Here is a 17550-nt window from a genome sequence, read left to right as displayed (position 1 = left end):
CAAAGATGTTTTTCCAATAGAGAGGAATTGACCCTCTGGCAAAAGACTATAGGGCAAAATATCTTTTCCGCCATTGCCAGTTCCGGTCAGGCGGTTTGTAGTGGAACAGATTTTATCTCGCCCCAACCCGCCATATTCCTGACCGGCAGTCCCTTGCGGCATATCACCACCATGTCGCTGACCGCCAGCATCGGCATGCTGACCATGTTTCTGGTCGATTTTGCCGATCTGTTCTACATTGCCCAGCTATCAGACAGCGCGCTGACCGCAGCAATGGGTTTTGCCGCCACCATCCTGTTTTTCGGCACGGCTTTCCATATCGGCCTGATGATTGCCACCAGCGCGCTGGCAGCCCGCCATATCGGTCAGGGTGATCCGGACCGGGCTCGGCGCTATCTGACAAATATTCTGATTCTCAGCACCGTGATGATGGTCCCTTTCGCGCTCATCCTGTCCCTGTTCGCCCCGGCGATTCTGGATTTGGCCGGCGCTGACGGGGCCGCCAATCAGGCGGCAACCGGGTATATCCGGATCGTCGCGCCTTTCATGCCGGTCAGTGTCACGGCCATGGTCTGCTCCGGCTTCCTGCGCGCCCACGGCGCAGCCCGGCGCTCGATGTACGTCACGCTCAGCATGGGCATAACCAATGCGATCCTTGACCCCCTGTTCATCTTTGGCCTTGACTGGGGCATCAACGGCGCGGCGGTTGCAAGTGCCTGTGCCGTCGTCGTTTCAGCGATATATGCCATCCGCACAGTCTTTCGGAATTATGGCGGTTTCGACCGGTTTTCCCTAGTAAGCTTCCGGGCCGATATCCGGGCGATCATGGCAATTCTGGTCCCCGCGGTGCTGACCAATGTCGCGACACCGATCGGCGGCTTCCTCTCCTATCGCTTTATCGCCGACTATTCCGATGACGTGATCGCCGGCTTCGCGGTGGTTGGCCGGGTTGTACCGGTAGCATTCTGCCTGATGTTTTCACTGTCTGGCGCCGTGGGACCGATCATCGGGCAGAATTTTGGCGCGCTGAAACTCGACCGGGTTCGGATCACGATCCAGCAGGCAACCCTGTTCGCCCTCGCCTATACATTGGCAATCTGGCCAATTCTCTTGCTGCTCAGCGGGCCGATCAGCGATGCGTTTCATCTGGTCGGCGAAGGGCGGCATGTATTCTGGCTGTTTGCCCTCCTGCTGACCCCGCTGTTCTTCTTTAACGGTATGCTGTTCATCAGCAACGCGGCCTGCAACAATCTCGGGCATCCCGGCTGGTCCACGCTGATGAACTGGCTTCGCAATACGCTGGGTCTTGTTCCCTTTCTCTGGCTCGGTCGTGAATATTACGGGTTGGACGGCATCATCGTCGGTCCGGCTGTCGGCGGAATAATATTCGGCGTGGCCGGCTATTCGCTCGCGCAATATCTGGTCGGCAGACAGGCGCAGAAGACTGCGTTAACCGGTTAATATTCCAGACGGGCGCGTCCCATGTTGGAACAGCATGATCAAGCATCGCGCAGATGCCGCCATGACCGGCTATATCGCGACGACCAGCCCGCTTGGGCCCAATCAGGTATTGAAGAACCACGTGCGCGTACCTCCACCCTATGTTCCACCCCTGAGCAGCAATATCCCCGATTTCGGGCTGGATGGTGGTCATCCGGAGCCGCTGGTCAGCACGGGCAAGTCTGCAATTGACGCACATTCCGGCCAGAACACCGCACATACAGGAGCTTCACAATCGCAAAAGCCGCTCGGATCCTTTGCCAAACTGTCGGTCCGCGAACGCATATTGACGGCACTTTTTCTGGCTAGCCTGCTGCTGATACCGGCCACCATGCCCCAATCAAGCGTCGACGCCCAGCAATTCAGACCCAGCGATTCGGGGCTCCAGCCGGTCGAGCGAGCGGAAGAAAATTTTGCCGGTTCCGCTTTCTACTTTCTCGACCCAAATTATGCGATACCGCAAAATTATGGCGGTTTCGGCGCCGATCCGCTCGCTGAGGCCGGAGCCGGATCTATTGCGGGCACACCGGATTTGATCGGCAATGATGCAGATCAGGCATCAACAGCGCATCTGATCCATCCGGTCGCTTTCCGTGGCTCGGCGACGGATGACAGCCGGGCACTATATTGCCTGACGCAGGCGATCTACTATGAAGCCGGGATGGAACCCGATGCCGGCCAGCGCGCCGTCGCCCAAGTAATTCTGAACCGGGTCCGCCATCCCAGCTATCCCGGTACAATATGCGGCGTGATCTATCAGGGCAGCGAGCGGACGACCGGCTGCCAGTTTACCTATACTTGCGACGGTTCGCTGCGACGCAAGGCAGCAAGCTACCACTGGAACCGTGCGAAAAAGGTCGCAGCGCAAGCATTGGCCGGAAAAAGCTATACGACAGTCGGCACAGCCACCCATTACCACGCGACCTATGTCTATCCATATTGGGCACCAAGCCTGCGGTTTCTCGGAACGGTTGGAGCCCATCGCTTTTACAGCTGGAAAGGCAATGCCGGAAAAGCCAGCGCCTTCGGCCAGAAATACCGGGGCGGAGAGCCGTTACCTGCGCCAAAGCCACGCCGGCAAGCTGACATCCGCGACAACGGCTCTGCCTCCACGCTCGATCCGATTGCGCTGGAGAAGGCCTATGAGGCAGCCCGGCGCAAAGCCGAAGCGGAAGCCGCTCAATCCGAAAAAGCCGCGGCCCTCGCCGCTGACAACGCCCGTCGCAATAACCGGCCCTATGGGACGCCGGATATACAGGCCGGCCGTTCGTACAGGGCCCCCGACTATAGCGCCCAGGCAAGAGCCAAGGGCGGTGATCAAGCTTATGCCGGCCAGAGATTACCCGATGCGAGTCAGATTAAACCGGAATTCCGCGATAGCGGCAGCTGGAAGAAAAAACCCGGCGGCTCCTAGATAGCGGATGCTCCCCGATAGTTGCGCCGGCAACCAACAATGGGTTTCCCTTGCCATCACCCTTGACTCCCGCCTAAAGGCTCTCGATTTTATTGGAAATGAAGCGGAGCGCTCGAATGGCGACAAATTGGACGGCAAATAGCTGGCGGGATTTTGAAGGGCTGCATATGCCCGAGTATAAAGACGCCACAAAACTCGCGGAAACGGAAGAGTTGCTCGGCAGCTATCCGCCGCTGGTTTTTGCCGGTGAAGCCCGTAGCCTTAAACAGGATCTAGCGGAGGTCGCCGCCGGCAAGGCATTTCTGCTGCAGGGCGGGGACTGTGCCGAAAGCTTTGCGGAATTTCATCCGAACAATATCCGCGACACGTTCCGCGTGATCCTCCAGATGGCGGTGGTCCTGACCTATGCGTCCAAGCTGCCGATCGTAAAAGTGGGCCGTATGGCCGGCCAGTTTGCCAAGCCGCGCTCGTCCAATGTCGAAGTGCAGGATGGCGTGGAGCTTCCAAGCTATCGCGGCGATATCATCAATGGCATCGAGTTTGACAGCAGCCGCCGGGACCCCGATCCCGAGCGGATGATCCGGGCCTATAACCAAGCCGCGGCGACACTCAACCTGCTGCGCGCGTTCTCGACCGGCGGCTATGCCAATCTGAAGCAAGTGCATGGCTGGACCCATGATTTCATGGCGCGCAGCCCGTGGGCGAAGAAATTTGAGGAAATGGCCGACCGGATCGGCGAAGCTTTGGCCTTCATGGAAGCCTGCGGCATCAACCCGGACACTGTACCGCAATTGAAAGCCACATCTTTCTACACCAGTCACGAGGCGCTGCTGCTGCCCTACGAGCAGTGCCTGACCCGTCAGGACAGCCTGACCGGCGACTGGTTTGACACCAGCGCGCATTTCCTGTGGATCGGCGACCGGACACGTTTCGAGGGCTCTGCCCATGTCGAGTTCCTGCGCGGCATCGGCAATCCGATCGGGCTGAAATGCGGCCCGTCGCTGACACCGGACGCGCTGTTGAAAATGCTCGATACGCTCAATCCGGCGCGCGAACCCGGCCGGATCACGCTAATCACGCGTTTTGGTCACGACAAGATCGAAAGCGGGCTGCCGCCTCTCGTGCGCGCTGTCAAAAAGTCGGGCCATCCGGTCATCTGGTCCTGCGATCCGATGCACGGCAATGTCATCAAGGCGGAGAGCGGATACAAGACGCGGCCGTTTGACCGCATCCTGAGCGAAGTGCGCGGCTTTTTCGCCGTCCACCGGGCTGAGGGCACATTTGCCGGCGGCATCCATTGCGAAATGACTGGCCAGAATGTGACCGAATGTACTGGCGGCGGCGTGGCCATCACCGATGCGTCACTCGGCGACCGCTATCATACGCATTGCGATCCGCGCCTGAATGCCGCGCAATCGCTGGAACTGGCCTTCCTGCTCGCCGAAATGCTCAATCAGGAACTGTCCGACCGGGCGCGGGAAGCGGCCTGATCATGGTCGGAAAGACGAAGCCCGAGCGGATGCGTCCCGAAGATTATGCACCTGGAGAATCGCCCATGAGCAGGGGAGCCACATATGTCCGCAAGGAAATCGTCAGCAAGGGTGTGGGGTTCGGCAGCGCGCTGGCGATTGCCATCAGCTTCACCACGCACAAGTCTATCCTGTGGGCGATCATTCACGGCTTTTTCTCCTGGTTCTATGTGATCTACTACGCGTTGACCCGGTAGATCCGAAAACCGAGGCCAATGTGCGTGACTTTTCCGGACCGGAGGACTATCAATTTACATTGAATGAACTCAGCGGAGCATGTGATGATGCGATCACTCCCATGGATGTTGGCGAGCGCACTGGCGGTTTCCGGCTGTGCCGGGCCAATACAAACCCGGGTCCAGACGCATCAGGTGATTGCGGCATCTGCGCAGAAGAAATTCACCATGTCTTCAACCGATGCCGTCGCGCATAGTGACTTGACGGCCGCCCGGGATATGGTCGCCAGATCGCTCAACGACAGAGGCTATGAATCGTCTTCCGATGCATCGATTCTGGTCCATGTCGCGCTTTCCAACCGACCAGCCGATATCGCGGTAAATGCTGGTGCAGACAATGCCGAAAAATCGATCTCTACGGCAAAAAAACAGAAAAGATTCCAGTCCTGCAAGGATCGCGAACATCGATTGACTGTCAGTCTGTTCGATCAGGTCCGCGGAAAGAAGCTCTATTCCGGCAGCGCGGCAGAATATCATTGCAAGGGTACTGTAATACAGTCCCTGCCCTTCTTGATCGATTCCGCACTCTCGGGGCTGGACACCAAGCCGAGCAGCACTCCACGCAGCACAATCCGCACCCGTCAGGGCATCGAGTGATTCAGTCCGCCTGGCACTCAAGATCGGGAGCCAGAGGCAGCAATATGGTAAAGCAGGCGCCGCCGTCCCGTTGGTTCTCTCCCCGGATGTGACCACCGTGTCTGGCGATCACCTTGGCGACGAAATTCAGCCCGAGACCAGCTCCCTTGATGGATGAATGCGCCATAGTGTCATCGCTGGCAAAGCGCTCGAACAACTGGCCGAGGATGCCCTCGGAAATACCTTTGCCCTGATCAGATATAGCAACCGACACGAAGGGTTGGCCATCCAGATCAGTTACCCGGATCCCGATCGTCACCACACCGCCATCCGGACTATATTTAATTGCATTGTCGATCAGGTTCACGAAGGAGCGATAGAGGCTCGAAGGTTCGACATGCACGAAGGCACCCTCGGACTGGTCTTCGACTTCACAGCGAATGCCCCGCTTTTGGGCAAGGGGCCAGAGGCTGTCATTGGCCTCCTCAACCAGTTCCGCAAGCAGGATATCCTCGCCGGCAAACTCGCTCGCATCGATCCGGGCCAATCCGACAAAATTGTCCGCCAGCGCCAAAGTCCGGCGGGCATGCCCCTCAATCCGGCTGGTTGTCTCGTCAGTCTCGCGACCGTCAAGAAGAGCCAGAATGGCAGCCTGAGGCGCCCGCATATCATGAGACAGCAGCTGCAACACCTCTTCCCGTTGCTGCGCCGCATTGGCTACTTCCGTAATGTCCGCCAGATAATGGATATACCCTCTCAGCAATCCTTCATCCGATGCAACCGGCGCGCGGCGCATAGCGAAAATGCGTCCGTCGCTGGAAGTAAACTCGACATAATCCTGTTTGGTCGGCCGGCTCTTCTGGTCGAGATAATCCTTCACCTCCTGAAGATCATCAGCCGAAACAAAGCGGTCGAGCATGTCATCCAGCGCCAGATTCTGAGCGCCGTCTTCCATTCCGGTCTGCGCCAGCCTGTTGACGAATGTAACCTTGCCCCGCAGATCGGTGATGAACATCGGATCGGGCAGGTTCCTGAGCGCATCGCTGATGAAGCGCCGCAAATCGCGAACATGGGATATCGCGTGGGTCAGTTGTTCGGCCTGTCCGGTAATAACGTCAACGGGTCCCAGTTCCGTCCGCATGATCGGTATATCAACTTTCGAGCGACCGAAATGCTCCAATTCGCCATCCATGAAATCGCTAGTAGCCTGTAAGCGGCGCCAGCCCCATACGGGATATACAATCAGCACACCCAGCAGGGCGGTTCCAGGCGCAAACCAGAGGGAGAATTGCACAAGCACGGCGCTGGCCAGCAATATCGTCACTATCAGGAAGAAAGAGACGACGATCGTTGTGCGTGGACGCCAGCGCCAGAAACCGAGCAGCAATATCCAGACCGGCAGCAGTGACAACAACAGTTGCTGGATCAAAGGGATCGGCCGGATAAAATCATCGCGCGCGATCGTGCTGTAAAGATTGGCCATGATCTCGACCCCGGCCATCGTACCGCCATCGCCGAGCGGCACCGGATATTGATCACCCATACCGTTGGCCGTAGCACCGATCAGGATTATCTTGTCCTGCACGAATGCAGGCGGCACTTGTCCCTTGGCCAATGCCGCATAGGATATCGATTGATATGCTCCACGATCCGCATAGGGCATCAACAGACTCTGATCGCAATCATCCAGCCGGTCGAAAGCCGGAGACATATCTCCTTCGACCGCCTGGTAAATTATCTCCATCAAATGGGGCCATTCCGCCCCCGCATCCTTGTCTCCAAAGCAAAGGTTCGCGCGACGTACGACTCCGTCAGCATCGAAAAGCAGATTCACGTGACCGAGACCGGTTGCTGCCGCGGTGAACGGCGCGATCGGCTGTCTAACATCAAATTCTGCACCATTGCTGCCGGGAAAAACAAAATGCAGTGGCAGGAACAGATTTGGCAGATCGGCCATCGCCTGCGCCAGCAGTTGGTCACCCTCCGGTTCTCCCGGTTCGCTGAGCAGGACGTCGAAACCAGTCGCTCTCGGGGTGCCGATCGCGAGCTGCTCGAAAAACTGGGCATGCCGTTCGCGGGGCCATGGCCACTTGCCGAAGGCGTGCAGGCTCTCCTCGTCAATCTCGACAATCATTATGTCCGGCGATGCCTCCGGCCGATCAATGCCGGACAGTTGGTCGTAGACCAGATTGTCGAAGCGCGACAGGCTATCCCAATAGCCCAGTGCCACCACCATGCAGGACGCCAGCAATGCTACCGCAAGCCATTCGACAACCAGACGCTGGCGTAGTCTCATCGGCGCCTCGGCCTGATCGGACGGTCGGTCAAAAGCCGGATCCGGACCGCTAGTTGGCCACGGTCATTTTTTCGAAATCGGTCCATTTTTCTATCGCTGCCGGATCGTCGGGATCACTGGAGAACTGGATCACGCCAACGCGCCAGAAATATTCCCCATCGGCCAGATCCGACAGAGTGACGGTGTCGGCGGAGAGGCCCGCTTCGTCGATAATGGGTACGGATGTCTTGCTGTCTTTCAGGATCTGGAGCCGGTAGAATCGTTCCCCCTCGCCTTTGCCGAACCATTTGAAGCGATAGCCGAAATCGCCGGCGTCGGCGCTACCGCCCAGCGTACTCAGCTGGCGCTTAAAGCTATACGTAGCGGGCATCCCCTCGAAACCGTCCGCCGCCAGCGCCGTCAGCTTGGCGAAATAGCGCCCATTCGGGATCGTCGGCAATTCCAGCACCGTGCCCCGCACCTCTGCTTCGGCGACGATATCGACAAAGCCGGCATCGGACGCGATGCTGAGACGATGACCGATAGCCGACTCGCGCGGTTCAACGGCAAAGTGCAATTCCGCCTCGGACTGTACATTCGCAGGATCAAGCAGTTCTGGCGGCGATAGCAATTGCGCTTTCGCAATCGCACCTGACGCCGTCGCTGCTGCACCGGTACCTGCGGCTATGGTAACCAGGTTGGCCCCGTTCAGCCTCTCGCCCGCCGCGACCACGACTTCGCCTTCAACCGTTTCGGAAAAGGCGGTGCCGGAAATCTCATCCACCCTGGTCCGATAGTCGGTCCCGCGAACAGCGGAGACGGCAACCGGAGTGCGGACCCGATAGCGGTCCGCCTTCTTTTCCAGCGGCGCTACCTTCGAGCGCACCCGCCCCTTGTCGACGGCCAATTCATAGTCGATGCTGTCGGTCAGCAGAATATGGCGCAGGCGGGTAATCCGGACGTGGCTATTGGATGGCAGGGAAACCTGCGACCCGTCTTCCAGTTGCAACGTCATGAAACTCCGCGCAGCCGTTCTGATATTGCTGCCCTCGCCGATGTTCATACCCGTAACCGGTGTCCGGTTCTGGCCATCCGAAGCAATGGAAATATTCCCGCGGAACGCGCTCAGCCGGGCTTCACTCGGACGATATTTCAGCAAGGCTACGGGAATGCGCAGCGATGTGCCTACGGGGATAACACGCGGGTTGGCAACGCGGTTGAGCCGTTGCACGGCGCGATAGTCCGACGACTTGCGCAGATAATTATTGGCGAGACGGTACAGCGTGTCTCCACGCTTGAAGACATAGGTGATCTGCTCCGAATCGGAGTTTTTCCGGGCTGCAGCTTCACCAGGGGCAATGGCCAGAGCGCAGATAGATAGCACCAGCAACAGGCGAAGGCCCGACGAAGGCATCCAATTCCGGAATTCTTCAAACACTATCACCCTCCGTTACTGAACGTCTCCAACCTGTAGCCATAGCCGAAAACCGTGAAAATCCGAAACCCGTTTTCCGGTTTCAGCGCGAGCTTGGAGCGGATTCGCGAGACGTGCATGTCGAGCGTCCGCGTTGCGAGATGCGCGTTGGTCCGCCAGACCGTTTCCATTATATATCGCCGCGACAAGGTACGGTCCCGGTTGCGAAACATGAGATCGGTGAGTTCGAACTCTTTTGCGGTCAGGGCGATCTCTTGGTCGCCATGCTTGACCGTCTGCTCGATACGATTGAGCAGATAGTCGCCATATTCAGCCGTGGTTTCCATTGCCGAGGCGCCGCTGTTTCTGCGCAGAAGGGCATTGATCCGAGCGGCAATGACATTCTTGTCTTCCGGTTTGGTGATATAATCATCGGCACCCGCGTTCAGTGCGTCGCTGATATCTTGCTTGGCCGAACGGCTGGTCATCATGATCACCGGAGGACGATCTTCAATCGCCTCTTCCATCCACTGCAGAATTTCCAACCCGTTTTTGCCGGGCATGTTCCAGTCGAGAATTACCAGATCGAACGTATCGCGCAGCAAGGCGTTGGACAGGGCGGTTCCGTCCGGGTAGCCGACATAGACATAGCCCTGTGCTTCTACGATTTTCCCCAAAAATTCGATGATTTCCGAATCATCGTCCGCTATCGCTATACGCATTTTAATTCCCCCAGAGGTGCTAGCCTTGATACGGTAACATTGCCTTTATTCATCGGTTTATGAATTGCGTTTTACTATCATTTACAGAAGCTTTACCAGAAGATTGAATGTGTATTTACAATGATTTACATATCCCATTCTTGGACCAGCCCCCATCACATAGCGCCGTAGCGCGGAAAGCCGCCGCTCCGGGAGTAATATCCGGCGAGCCGGTTCATTTTCTACCGGCCCTGCGCAAGGCATTTTTCGCCCTGAAATCCGCCATAGTCGGCTCTTTCCTTTATGACGGGTATCACCGGTGACATGAACATTATGTTGCTGACTGATAGCGGCCAACGCACGCGCCGCCCCCACGATGCGACCGGCACGGCAGCTAGCGGAGCCGAAACCCCAGTTTACAATTTTCAGCTGAATCCCTTGTGCTGCTTTGCTGCATCGATCTCCCGTGAGCCAGAATTCTCAATTGGCCGCCACCAAAATTTGCGCTTCTGGCGGCTCGCGGGCCTAGGGGGCAACCGCCGATTGTCCGAAGGTCGGATGACAGATTGGGCGGGTGATAGGAGGAAGGCATGACCGAGCAGGCTGCAAGGGTCGATACCATCCCGGTTTCGGTCGCCCTGCATCGCTTCGAAGATCGGTGTAAATCTGCGGATATCGGAAAACAAAGTGGTCATATCCCTGCTCTTCCCGCCAAGATTCTGCAAACTGGGGTCGGCTGCGATCCGGTTGGCCATCGCCGGGGAAAGATATTAACCAAAGGCATTCTGTATTTCCCGGCGTTGCCGTTGCTCGACGGCAAAGTCGCGCGCAATACTCGTGCAGTAAAGCCTGTTGAGATGTCGCTTTAACAGATTGGATAATGTGATAGGGATACTATCTATGCAAAACGACAATATGAAATATCCAAAATTGCTCGAGCCACTCGATCTCGGCTTCACCACCATCAAGAACCGCTCGATCATGGGCTCCATGCATACCGGCCTGGAAGAAATGGATGGCGGCTTCGAGCGGATGGCCGCTTATTTTGCCGAACGGGCAGCCAATAATATCGGCATGATAATCACTGGCGGGATCGCCCCGAATGCCGAAGCGTCAGCGGGCGGGGCGATTATGTCCAGCGAAGAAGAAGCTGCCAAGCATCGGCTGGTCACCGATGCCGTGCACGAGGCCGCACCGGACGTAAAAATATGCATGCAGATCCTGCATCCCGGTCCTTTAGCCAATAACAGGGCCATGGTCGCGCCATCAGCCGTGCGCTCCCGGATCGCCAGACATGCTCCCAACGAACTCGACAAAGCCGGTATCCGGAAACAGATTGACGACCATGTAAACTGCGCGCTGATGGCACAGAAGGCGGGTTATGACGGAGTCGAGATCATCGGATCGGCCGGCTATCTGATATCCACCTTCCTGGTGCGGAAGACCAATTTGCGCGACGATGACTATGGCGGCTCTTTCGAGAATATGATGCGTTTTGCCATCGAGATTGTCGAGCAGACCCGCGCTGCGGTGGGTGAGGATTTCATCCTGATCTTCCGGATCGCCGCGATGGATATGCTGGACGGAGGCATGAGCTGGGAAGAAATCGTCACTCTGGGCAAAGCTCTGGAGAAAGCCGGTGTCACGATCATTTCCACCCATTTTACCTGGCATGAAAGCGCCGTGCCGACGATCGCGACAATGGTACCGCGCGCGGCATTTACTTCGGTGACGGGCCGGTTGCGCAAGGAGGTTGGGGTTCCGGTGATAACCTCCAACCGGATCAACATGCCCGATGTTGCCGAGGCGGTTCTGGCACGCGGCGATGCCGATTTGGTCTCCATGGCCCGGCCTCTGCTCGCCGACAGCGAATTCATGCGCAAGGCGGTCGAGGGCCGCGAAGATGAAATCAACACCTGCATCGCCTGCAACCAGGCCTGTCTCGATCATACGTTCATGGGCAAACTGACGACCTGCCTGGTCAATCCGCGCGCCTGCCACGAGACCATTTTGAATTACGAACCGGTCACTGATGCGAAGCGGATCGCAGTAGTAGGGGCCGGACCCGCCGGCCTTGCCTATGCTACGGTGGCGGCCCAGCGCGGTCATGCGGTGACATTGTTCGAAGCATCGTCCGAAATAGGCGGCCAGTTCAATCTGGCGAAAACCATTCCGGGCAAGGAGGAATTCTACGAGACGCTGCGCTATTTCAACCGGATGATCGAGGTTCATGAAATCGACCTCCGTCTGGATACAAGTGCGGATGCAGCGGGACTGAAAGCCGAAGGCTTTGATCATGTCATCGTCTCGACCGGCATCAAGCCGCGAACGCCGGACATCGAGGGCATCGATCACGAAAAGGTCGTCAGCTATATCGACGTCATCAAAGGCGTCAGGCCGGTTGGCAAAAAGGTCGCCATCATTGGCGCCGGCGGCATCGGTTTCGATGTGTCCGAACTGATCAGCCATGCCGGAGTTTCGGGCGCCCTCGACCGCGATGTGTTTGCCGCAGAATGGGGTGTCGATTTCGAAAACCACCCGCGTGGGGGCGTAACCGGCGTAGAGCCGAAGGTGGTCAAGTCCGATCGCGAAATCACCCTGTTGCAGCGCAAGGACAGCCGGGTTGGCGCAGGCCTCGGCAAAACAACCGGCTGGACCCATCGCATGACGCTGACAAGGCGCGGCGTCGGCATGATGAACGGCGTCGAATATGTAAAAATCGATGATGATGGGTTGCATATCCTCCAGGGCGGTCAGCCGGTGCTTCTCGAGGCCGATACGATTATCATTTGCGCTGGCCAGGATCCGCTGCGCGAACTGCATGACGACCTGCAGAAAGAAGGGATGTCTTCCGAACTCGTCGGCGGCGCCTTTGAAGCGATGGAACTGGATGCAAAAGCAGCGATCAATCAAGCCAGCTATATGGCAGCCGCGATCTGACGGAATATCTTCGACAGAATAATATTCCGCCTGTGCGCCTACTATCGCGCTTATGCCTTTTGCTTCTGCTATCCGGAGGAAGACAGTTCAGAAGGTTTTTCCAGCAGAAGGGCGGGCCCCTGTCCTTCTGCTAACGACCGGTTGACAGAAAATTTTTTAGAGCATGCTCATTGAACTCGAAGTTACTTCTCCAACAAGATCCAACCCGGCGTCACGTCATCCCAGGCAACCGTCTCGGTCCAAGGAACAAAGCGTCCAGAGACACTGAGCAATTGCGACAGCCCCGAACAACAATCGGATATTTCACCAGCAGCGGTAAATTTGGGCAGGCCACGGGTTGGGGGATCCACCGCACCAGCATTGCAACACGAGCGTTCGTCAGCTCGATAGCGATGTACAATCAATCTGAAAAACAACCGCAGAAAAGCGCAAGGCTCTGAAATTGGTTGGGGTGGCAGGAGCCCCAGCCAACAATGACATAAGCTCTTGAAATATTTGGTTTCTTTCTCTTACCCCGTCGTGGTTCGCCACGACAGGGTGCCACGGAAGGATACCACCACCCATGTGCGGAATACAAAACGTCACTCGCAAGCACGGCACCTATTATTATCGCCGCCTCATACGTTTAGGGCTTGATAAGCCTTTTCGGTTAAGGATGTCCCTCAAGACTACGAATCGAAGGCATGCAGCGTTACTCGCTCCAGCGCTGACTTTGATTTGCGAGAGGGTCGCGATGAACATGATGACGAATATTAGGAGCGACGGACTGACCAGCGCTCAGCGGGCGGAAATCTATCGCCGCCAAATGCTGATTGAGCGCGATCGACTCGAAGTCATGCACGCAAACCTCCACATTATTCCTCCAGAAGATCACGACGATATAGACAAAGCGCTCTCGCTGCGTCTGGGCGCTAGCGAATCAGCAGCAAGTGACGGCGTCGTAAAAGGCAAAATCGATGATTTCCTGATCGCCCGGATAGATCCCGACGACGACGATGAACCCATTGTCATCATGGCTTGGTCGGACCTTGCCGAATCAATTCAGCAGGATGGCGCTGAGGAGGCAGCCGTCACAAGACTGGCCGAAATCGGCGTGGAAGAAACTGTATTGCGTGAAGCCATGGCGCGCAAAGTGGTCAATCAGGCGCGCATTGAGGCAGTCCGGGAATTCCGCCGCGTTCTCGCCGATCCAAGCACGGCTTATGCTCCGGTCCAAGTGGCGGGTTATGAACCAATAAACCCTCAAAATTCTTCACCTACCGTAACTTCTCACCAGCCTGTAGCTAACGAGTGGGTCACCATGACACCAAGCGAAGCAGTGCTCAGATTTTTTGAGCATAATCCGCGCACAGGCGGCAAGGACGGCAATTCGCGAAAAAAAGGCGAACCTTGGACCTTGAAAACGCGCAACCAGTTCGAACTTCCTGCAATGCTTCTCGAGCAGGTCATGGACGGGCGAGCGCTGGCGACCGTCACGCATGACGATCTCGTCAAACTAGACCAGTGTTTCGAAAAGCTGCACGGCCCCTCCTTTCGTAAATCCCCCAAGCATCGCGATATGACGATCTGGCAAATCATCGACGAAACCGAAGCCAAAGTCGTTGCTGGTGAAGAAGCGATGAAAAAAGAAGCGAAGCGGAAAGGGCGAGTTACAGATACAAAAATTAAGCCGGCCGAGCACCTTTCTCGAAAAGAACTTGGGTTGGGCGTTGTTACGACCAACCGGCATTGGGGCTTCCTGCGCCAGCTCACTGGCTGGTTTAACAAACACCACCCATTGGGACGACTTGACTATGGAGCATTCATTATGAACGACACTCGTAACCAACGTGAACTACAATCGGTCTATACCGTGGAGCAAGGCAGGGAGATTTTCAATCTCCCGCCATGGACAGGTTCAAAATCACATGCGCGGCGTATGCAGCCAGGCGATTTGCTCGTTCACGATGCGTGGTATTTCGTGCCCCTGATCGCGTGGTATTCAGGGATGCGCCGCGATGAAATTTGCGGCCTGGACGTCAATGATGTGGAAACGGAAGATGGTTTTTGGTTCTTCAACGTTCGCGCCAATGACGTGCGCCGGGTGAAGACCATTAGTTCGGCACGCAAAGTGCCGGTGGCGAAGGAATTGCAGCGATTGGGCTTGATTGATTATGTGACGGCGCTACGCGAAGCGGGAGAGAAGACCCTATTTCCGGAGCTAGTAGCTGAGAGCGGCTTGGGCCAGATGGGCGATGCCTATTATAAACGTATTTGGACCAAGATAGCCAAGGAACTAGCATTTCTTAAAGGCGGCCAAGCAATGCACGCATTTCGTCACACCGCGATAGATTCAATGAAGGGTGCTGGAATCCCATCTGAAATCAGAGCAGATTTTGCTGGCCATGCTCTCAAAGGGGAAACTGAAGGACGTTACTCGAAGGCGCATATGGCACTGTTGCGTAATGCCGTAGCAACGATACCGGAAGTAACGAAGCATCTGGACCCCTTCCCTGTTTCTTTGCTTCCTGCAAAACTTCGTGAGCCAAGAAAAGCGCGAGTAAAATAATATTTGCCGCCAGAACTGCATAATATGCCTTTGGCGACTAGGCTTATGGAGAGCTTGAAGACAATTTAGGCGCCGCTGCGCACCTCGTTGCGCGGGATCGTTCGTTTTTACCGGCAGTAGGTTTGAACATTCGTTTTGACTGGGCGGTCTGGAAAAATGTTTCCAGACCGCCCCGTTCAACTATATTATGCTGCCTCGGCGAACCGTGACGAGATGCTGGCGAGCAGGTTCCTCTGTTCGTTACGCAAAAATCGGCGCGACACCCGCATTTGACCTCTGGCGGAGATAGCCTGCAATCAACGCAGCCAGTATTGACGGAAAGTATAAGTCGATTGTCAGATTTCGCCCGGCTTTCCATAAGTGCATCTACGGCGATCATGTTCTATGGTCGCTTCCGGCCCAACTACAGTCGGTCCGAAATTACGCGCAATTGTTGCCGTCTCCTCGACCCATTCTCGATTCTGAAAGCTGCCGTCCAGCGCTCAGAATTTGCTCGCGCCAGAACTGCAATTACTAGGTGGATTCGCGACTGCCGGCTTTCAATAAGCTAATCTGAAAAGAGGACCATGGCCTGCGGCTTTGTCTGGACCGACGTCGGAAATGCCGGAGTCGAACTCAGGGCATGTCTGCTCCGGATTCAGAGGTAACTTTCAACGCAGCGACCGAGTAAATCGATTGGTCACCTGACCTTGTAGGCTAACGAAGCATGGGAGACTAGATGGCGAGGTGCTCCGGATGAACTAGAGGGAAGCGGGTTTTTGGTAAATTTACGCCTAGGTAAATGACAACGGACGGCCTCCGAAGAGCCCGCCCGTTGTTCTTGGCATCATGCTGCTTGGTCAGTCTGGCATCACGGCCGGTTCATCTGCAAATTTCAGCTGCAGCAAATATTCGCTGAGCGCTCGGGGGCCATTTTCCCAAGCGCGCGTCCCCCAATCGCTCCACCGATCGACGCGGTGGCAAAGCCAGTAGTAGAACCGGTCCCGCGCATATTGATCCCGGAAGGTGAGCGACCACAAGGTCCGGCGGAGCGGGATGTTCGGCCCCAGTCCATCACCGACCAGCCTAATGGCATTAAGCTTGCCGATCATCACCCGCTCAAACCGATATGGCAGCCGGTCGGCATAGCGCTCCAGTTTCTGCAGCGCTGCTTCCCATTCGGGCGTCATGGCTTCCGGGTCGAGCCCATGCCATCGCTCCAGCGTCGGCAGGCCGACCGGCAGCGGTTGGTTCCTCAGGCTGCGTGTATTGGCCAGCATCAGCAAGATAGCAAAGGCTTCCGGGGTGAGTTCGGGAAATAGGCAACCGCCCCGATCATACGTCATGAGCTTCTTGTCGATCAGCCAGCTTTGGTAGAACCGGGCCCTGTCATGGTCACCAAATATGTCAATGGCCTTCTCCTCAACCCGAATGATCCGGCGTTCCGTGATGACCAGAAAGGTGAGCAGGAACTCCAGTTCGAGGTCAATATACGGAAGATGCTCGGGCATCGCCATGTTAAAGCGCTTGACCCACAGACATTCACGAACAGACGCCCACCGGCTGCCATCTTCATCGATCAGAACCTGATCGCCTGTGGTTTCACCTGGAGCTGCCATCCAGTATCCCCAAGGCAGATTGGGATTGCGGCGTTTTTCGTATGGAATGTTCTCGTCCATCTTACTTCTCCCCTGCATCAAGACCGACAGGCGGCACGGTAAAGCTGCTCGTATCGATGGGAACGCCCGAACCCATCTCGCCACCAGCCGCAGCCAACTGATGCGCGAGATTTGTGCACTGGGTGAATACGTAATCCTCGCCGCGATAAGTCTGCCCGTTTTCAGCCGACATATGGATTTGGTAGCAGCCAGGAACCAAATCGTAGGATTTGTCGCAGGCGAACCCGAACCACCATAGTTCTTCACTGAATGGAGGATGCTCCTGCTTGCCGCGCGGATGGCGGACCCGTTCCCGGGGCTGCTGTGAAATATGGCAGACAGAAACGCGTTCGTCCGCTTCTTCATCGCAGGGCGCGCTGTAGTTCAGGCCGCCGTGAGGCTGAATGCCAAGGTCTGCTGGAACAGCGCGGTAGTCGAAGCCGAACAGAGGATGCTCGGTGTTTACCGCGACATAGCCTGATAAAGTGCCAAGCCGGGCGCGGAGCATTATGCAGGGCATACCGGTGGCTTTATCAGTCCATGAAAGCTTATCGGGTTCATCGCGCCACGGCCCCTCCTTTCTTGGCTGAAGCGAGGGAACATGGAATAGCTGGGCCGGGACGATGGAAGTGCCCGCGATTTTATAAGGCTTGTTGGGCTCGGCCTTTGTCGGCGCGCGATTATTGGTTGGCTTCTTCGCCATGATATATTTCCTTTAGATATAAAAAAAGCCGCAACGACGAAATGTCGAGCGACTTGGTTGATGATGTGTGCAGCGTT

Annotated in this window: 13 protein-coding genes; 8 read left to right on the top strand and 5 right to left on the bottom strand. The window is 56.5% G+C overall.

Annotated elements, in window-relative coordinates; genetic code table 11:
* The first annotated feature begins 27 nt into the window (after positions 1 to 27).
* From ACHZCJ_RS14765 to ACHZCJ_RS14745, 5 genes are all read left to right on the top strand, one after another.
* Positions 28 to 1461 carry an MATE family efflux transporter gene (locus ACHZCJ_RS14765; RefSeq protein WP_321327262.1) on the top strand — a complete coding sequence of 478 codons (1434 nt, stop codon included), beginning with the start codon at positions 28 to 30 and terminating at the stop codon, positions 1459 to 1461.
* 34 nt (positions 1462 to 1495) lie between these two features.
* Positions 1496 to 2914 carry a cell wall hydrolase gene (locus ACHZCJ_RS14760; RefSeq protein WP_321327261.1) on the top strand — a complete coding sequence of 473 codons (1419 nt, stop codon included), beginning with the start codon at positions 1496 to 1498 and terminating at the stop codon, positions 2912 to 2914.
* Positions 2915 to 3030: 116 nt separating this feature from the next.
* A complete protein-coding gene (locus ACHZCJ_RS14755) occupies positions 3031 to 4404 on the top strand; it encodes a class II 3-deoxy-7-phosphoheptulonate synthase (protein WP_159645562.1) in 1374 nt (457 codons plus the stop codon).
* A 2-nt stretch (positions 4405 to 4406) separates the two neighbouring features.
* Positions 4407 to 4640, top strand: coding sequence for a hypothetical protein (locus ACHZCJ_RS14750; protein ID WP_236554210.1), 234 nt, complete (start codon positions 4407 to 4409; stop codon positions 4638 to 4640).
* A gap of 84 nt (positions 4641 to 4724) precedes the next feature.
* Entirely contained in the window at positions 4725 to 5276 is a 552-nt protein-coding gene (locus tag ACHZCJ_RS14745) for a hypothetical protein (RefSeq protein ID WP_321327257.1), read from the top strand.
* 1 nt (position 5277) lies between these two features.
* Here the strand turns inward: ACHZCJ_RS14745 and ACHZCJ_RS14740 are convergent, their stop codons facing one another.
* The 3 genes from ACHZCJ_RS14740 to ACHZCJ_RS14730 are packed head-to-tail and all read right to left on the bottom strand — an operon-like array spanning position 5278 to position 9666.
* Positions 5278 to 7551 carry a CHASE2 domain-containing protein gene (locus ACHZCJ_RS14740; RefSeq protein ID WP_321327255.1) on the bottom strand — a complete coding sequence of 758 codons (2274 nt, stop codon included), beginning with the start codon at positions 7549 to 7551 and terminating at the stop codon, positions 5278 to 5280.
* A 49-nt stretch (positions 7552 to 7600) separates the two neighbouring features.
* Positions 7601 to 8968, bottom strand: coding sequence for a FecR domain-containing protein (locus ACHZCJ_RS14735; protein ID WP_321327254.1), 1368 nt, complete (start codon positions 8966 to 8968; stop codon positions 7601 to 7603).
* 2 nt (positions 8969 to 8970) lie between these two features.
* The gene (locus tag ACHZCJ_RS14730; protein WP_159645574.1) at positions 8971 to 9666 is read right to left on the bottom strand and encodes a response regulator transcription factor; all 696 of its coding nucleotides are present in this window, start codon (positions 9664 to 9666) and stop codon (positions 8971 to 8973) included.
* Positions 9667 to 10235: 569 nt separating this feature from the next.
* Between ACHZCJ_RS14730 and ACHZCJ_RS14725 the strand changes: the two genes are divergently transcribed.
* The 3 genes from ACHZCJ_RS14725 (at position 10236) to ACHZCJ_RS14715 (ending at position 15133) form a co-directional block, all read left to right on the top strand.
* A complete protein-coding gene (locus ACHZCJ_RS14725; RefSeq protein ID WP_321327253.1) occupies positions 10236 to 10514 on the top strand; it encodes a hypothetical protein in 279 nt (92 codons plus the stop codon).
* Between the two features lie 31 nt (positions 10515 to 10545).
* Positions 10546 to 12585, top strand: a complete 2040-nt coding sequence (locus tag ACHZCJ_RS14720; protein ID WP_321327252.1) for an NADPH-dependent 2,4-dienoyl-CoA reductase — start codon at positions 10546 to 10548, stop codon at positions 12583 to 12585.
* A gap of 733 nt (positions 12586 to 13318) precedes the next feature.
* A complete protein-coding gene (locus ACHZCJ_RS14715; protein ID WP_236553969.1) occupies positions 13319 to 15133 on the top strand; it encodes a site-specific integrase in 1815 nt (604 codons plus the stop codon).
* 839 nt (positions 15134 to 15972) lie between these two features.
* Here the strand turns inward: ACHZCJ_RS14715 and ACHZCJ_RS14710 are convergent.
* A complete protein-coding gene (locus ACHZCJ_RS14710) occupies positions 15973 to 16791 on the bottom strand; it encodes a hypothetical protein (RefSeq protein ID WP_100093812.1) in 819 nt (272 codons plus the stop codon).
* A 1-nt stretch (position 16792) separates the two neighbouring features.
* Positions 16793 to 17473: a hypothetical protein gene (locus ACHZCJ_RS14705; protein WP_100093811.1), complete on the bottom strand. Its 681-nt coding sequence runs from the start codon at positions 17471 to 17473 to the stop codon at positions 16793 to 16795.
* Positions 17474 to 17550: the final 77 nt, after the last annotated feature.

It is taken from the genome of uncultured Parasphingorhabdus sp., from assembly GCF_963677535.2.
Taxonomy (GTDB): Bacteria; Pseudomonadota; Alphaproteobacteria; order Sphingomonadales; family Sphingomonadaceae; genus Parasphingorhabdus.
This window is presented reverse-complemented; position numbering and strand designations above follow the sequence as displayed.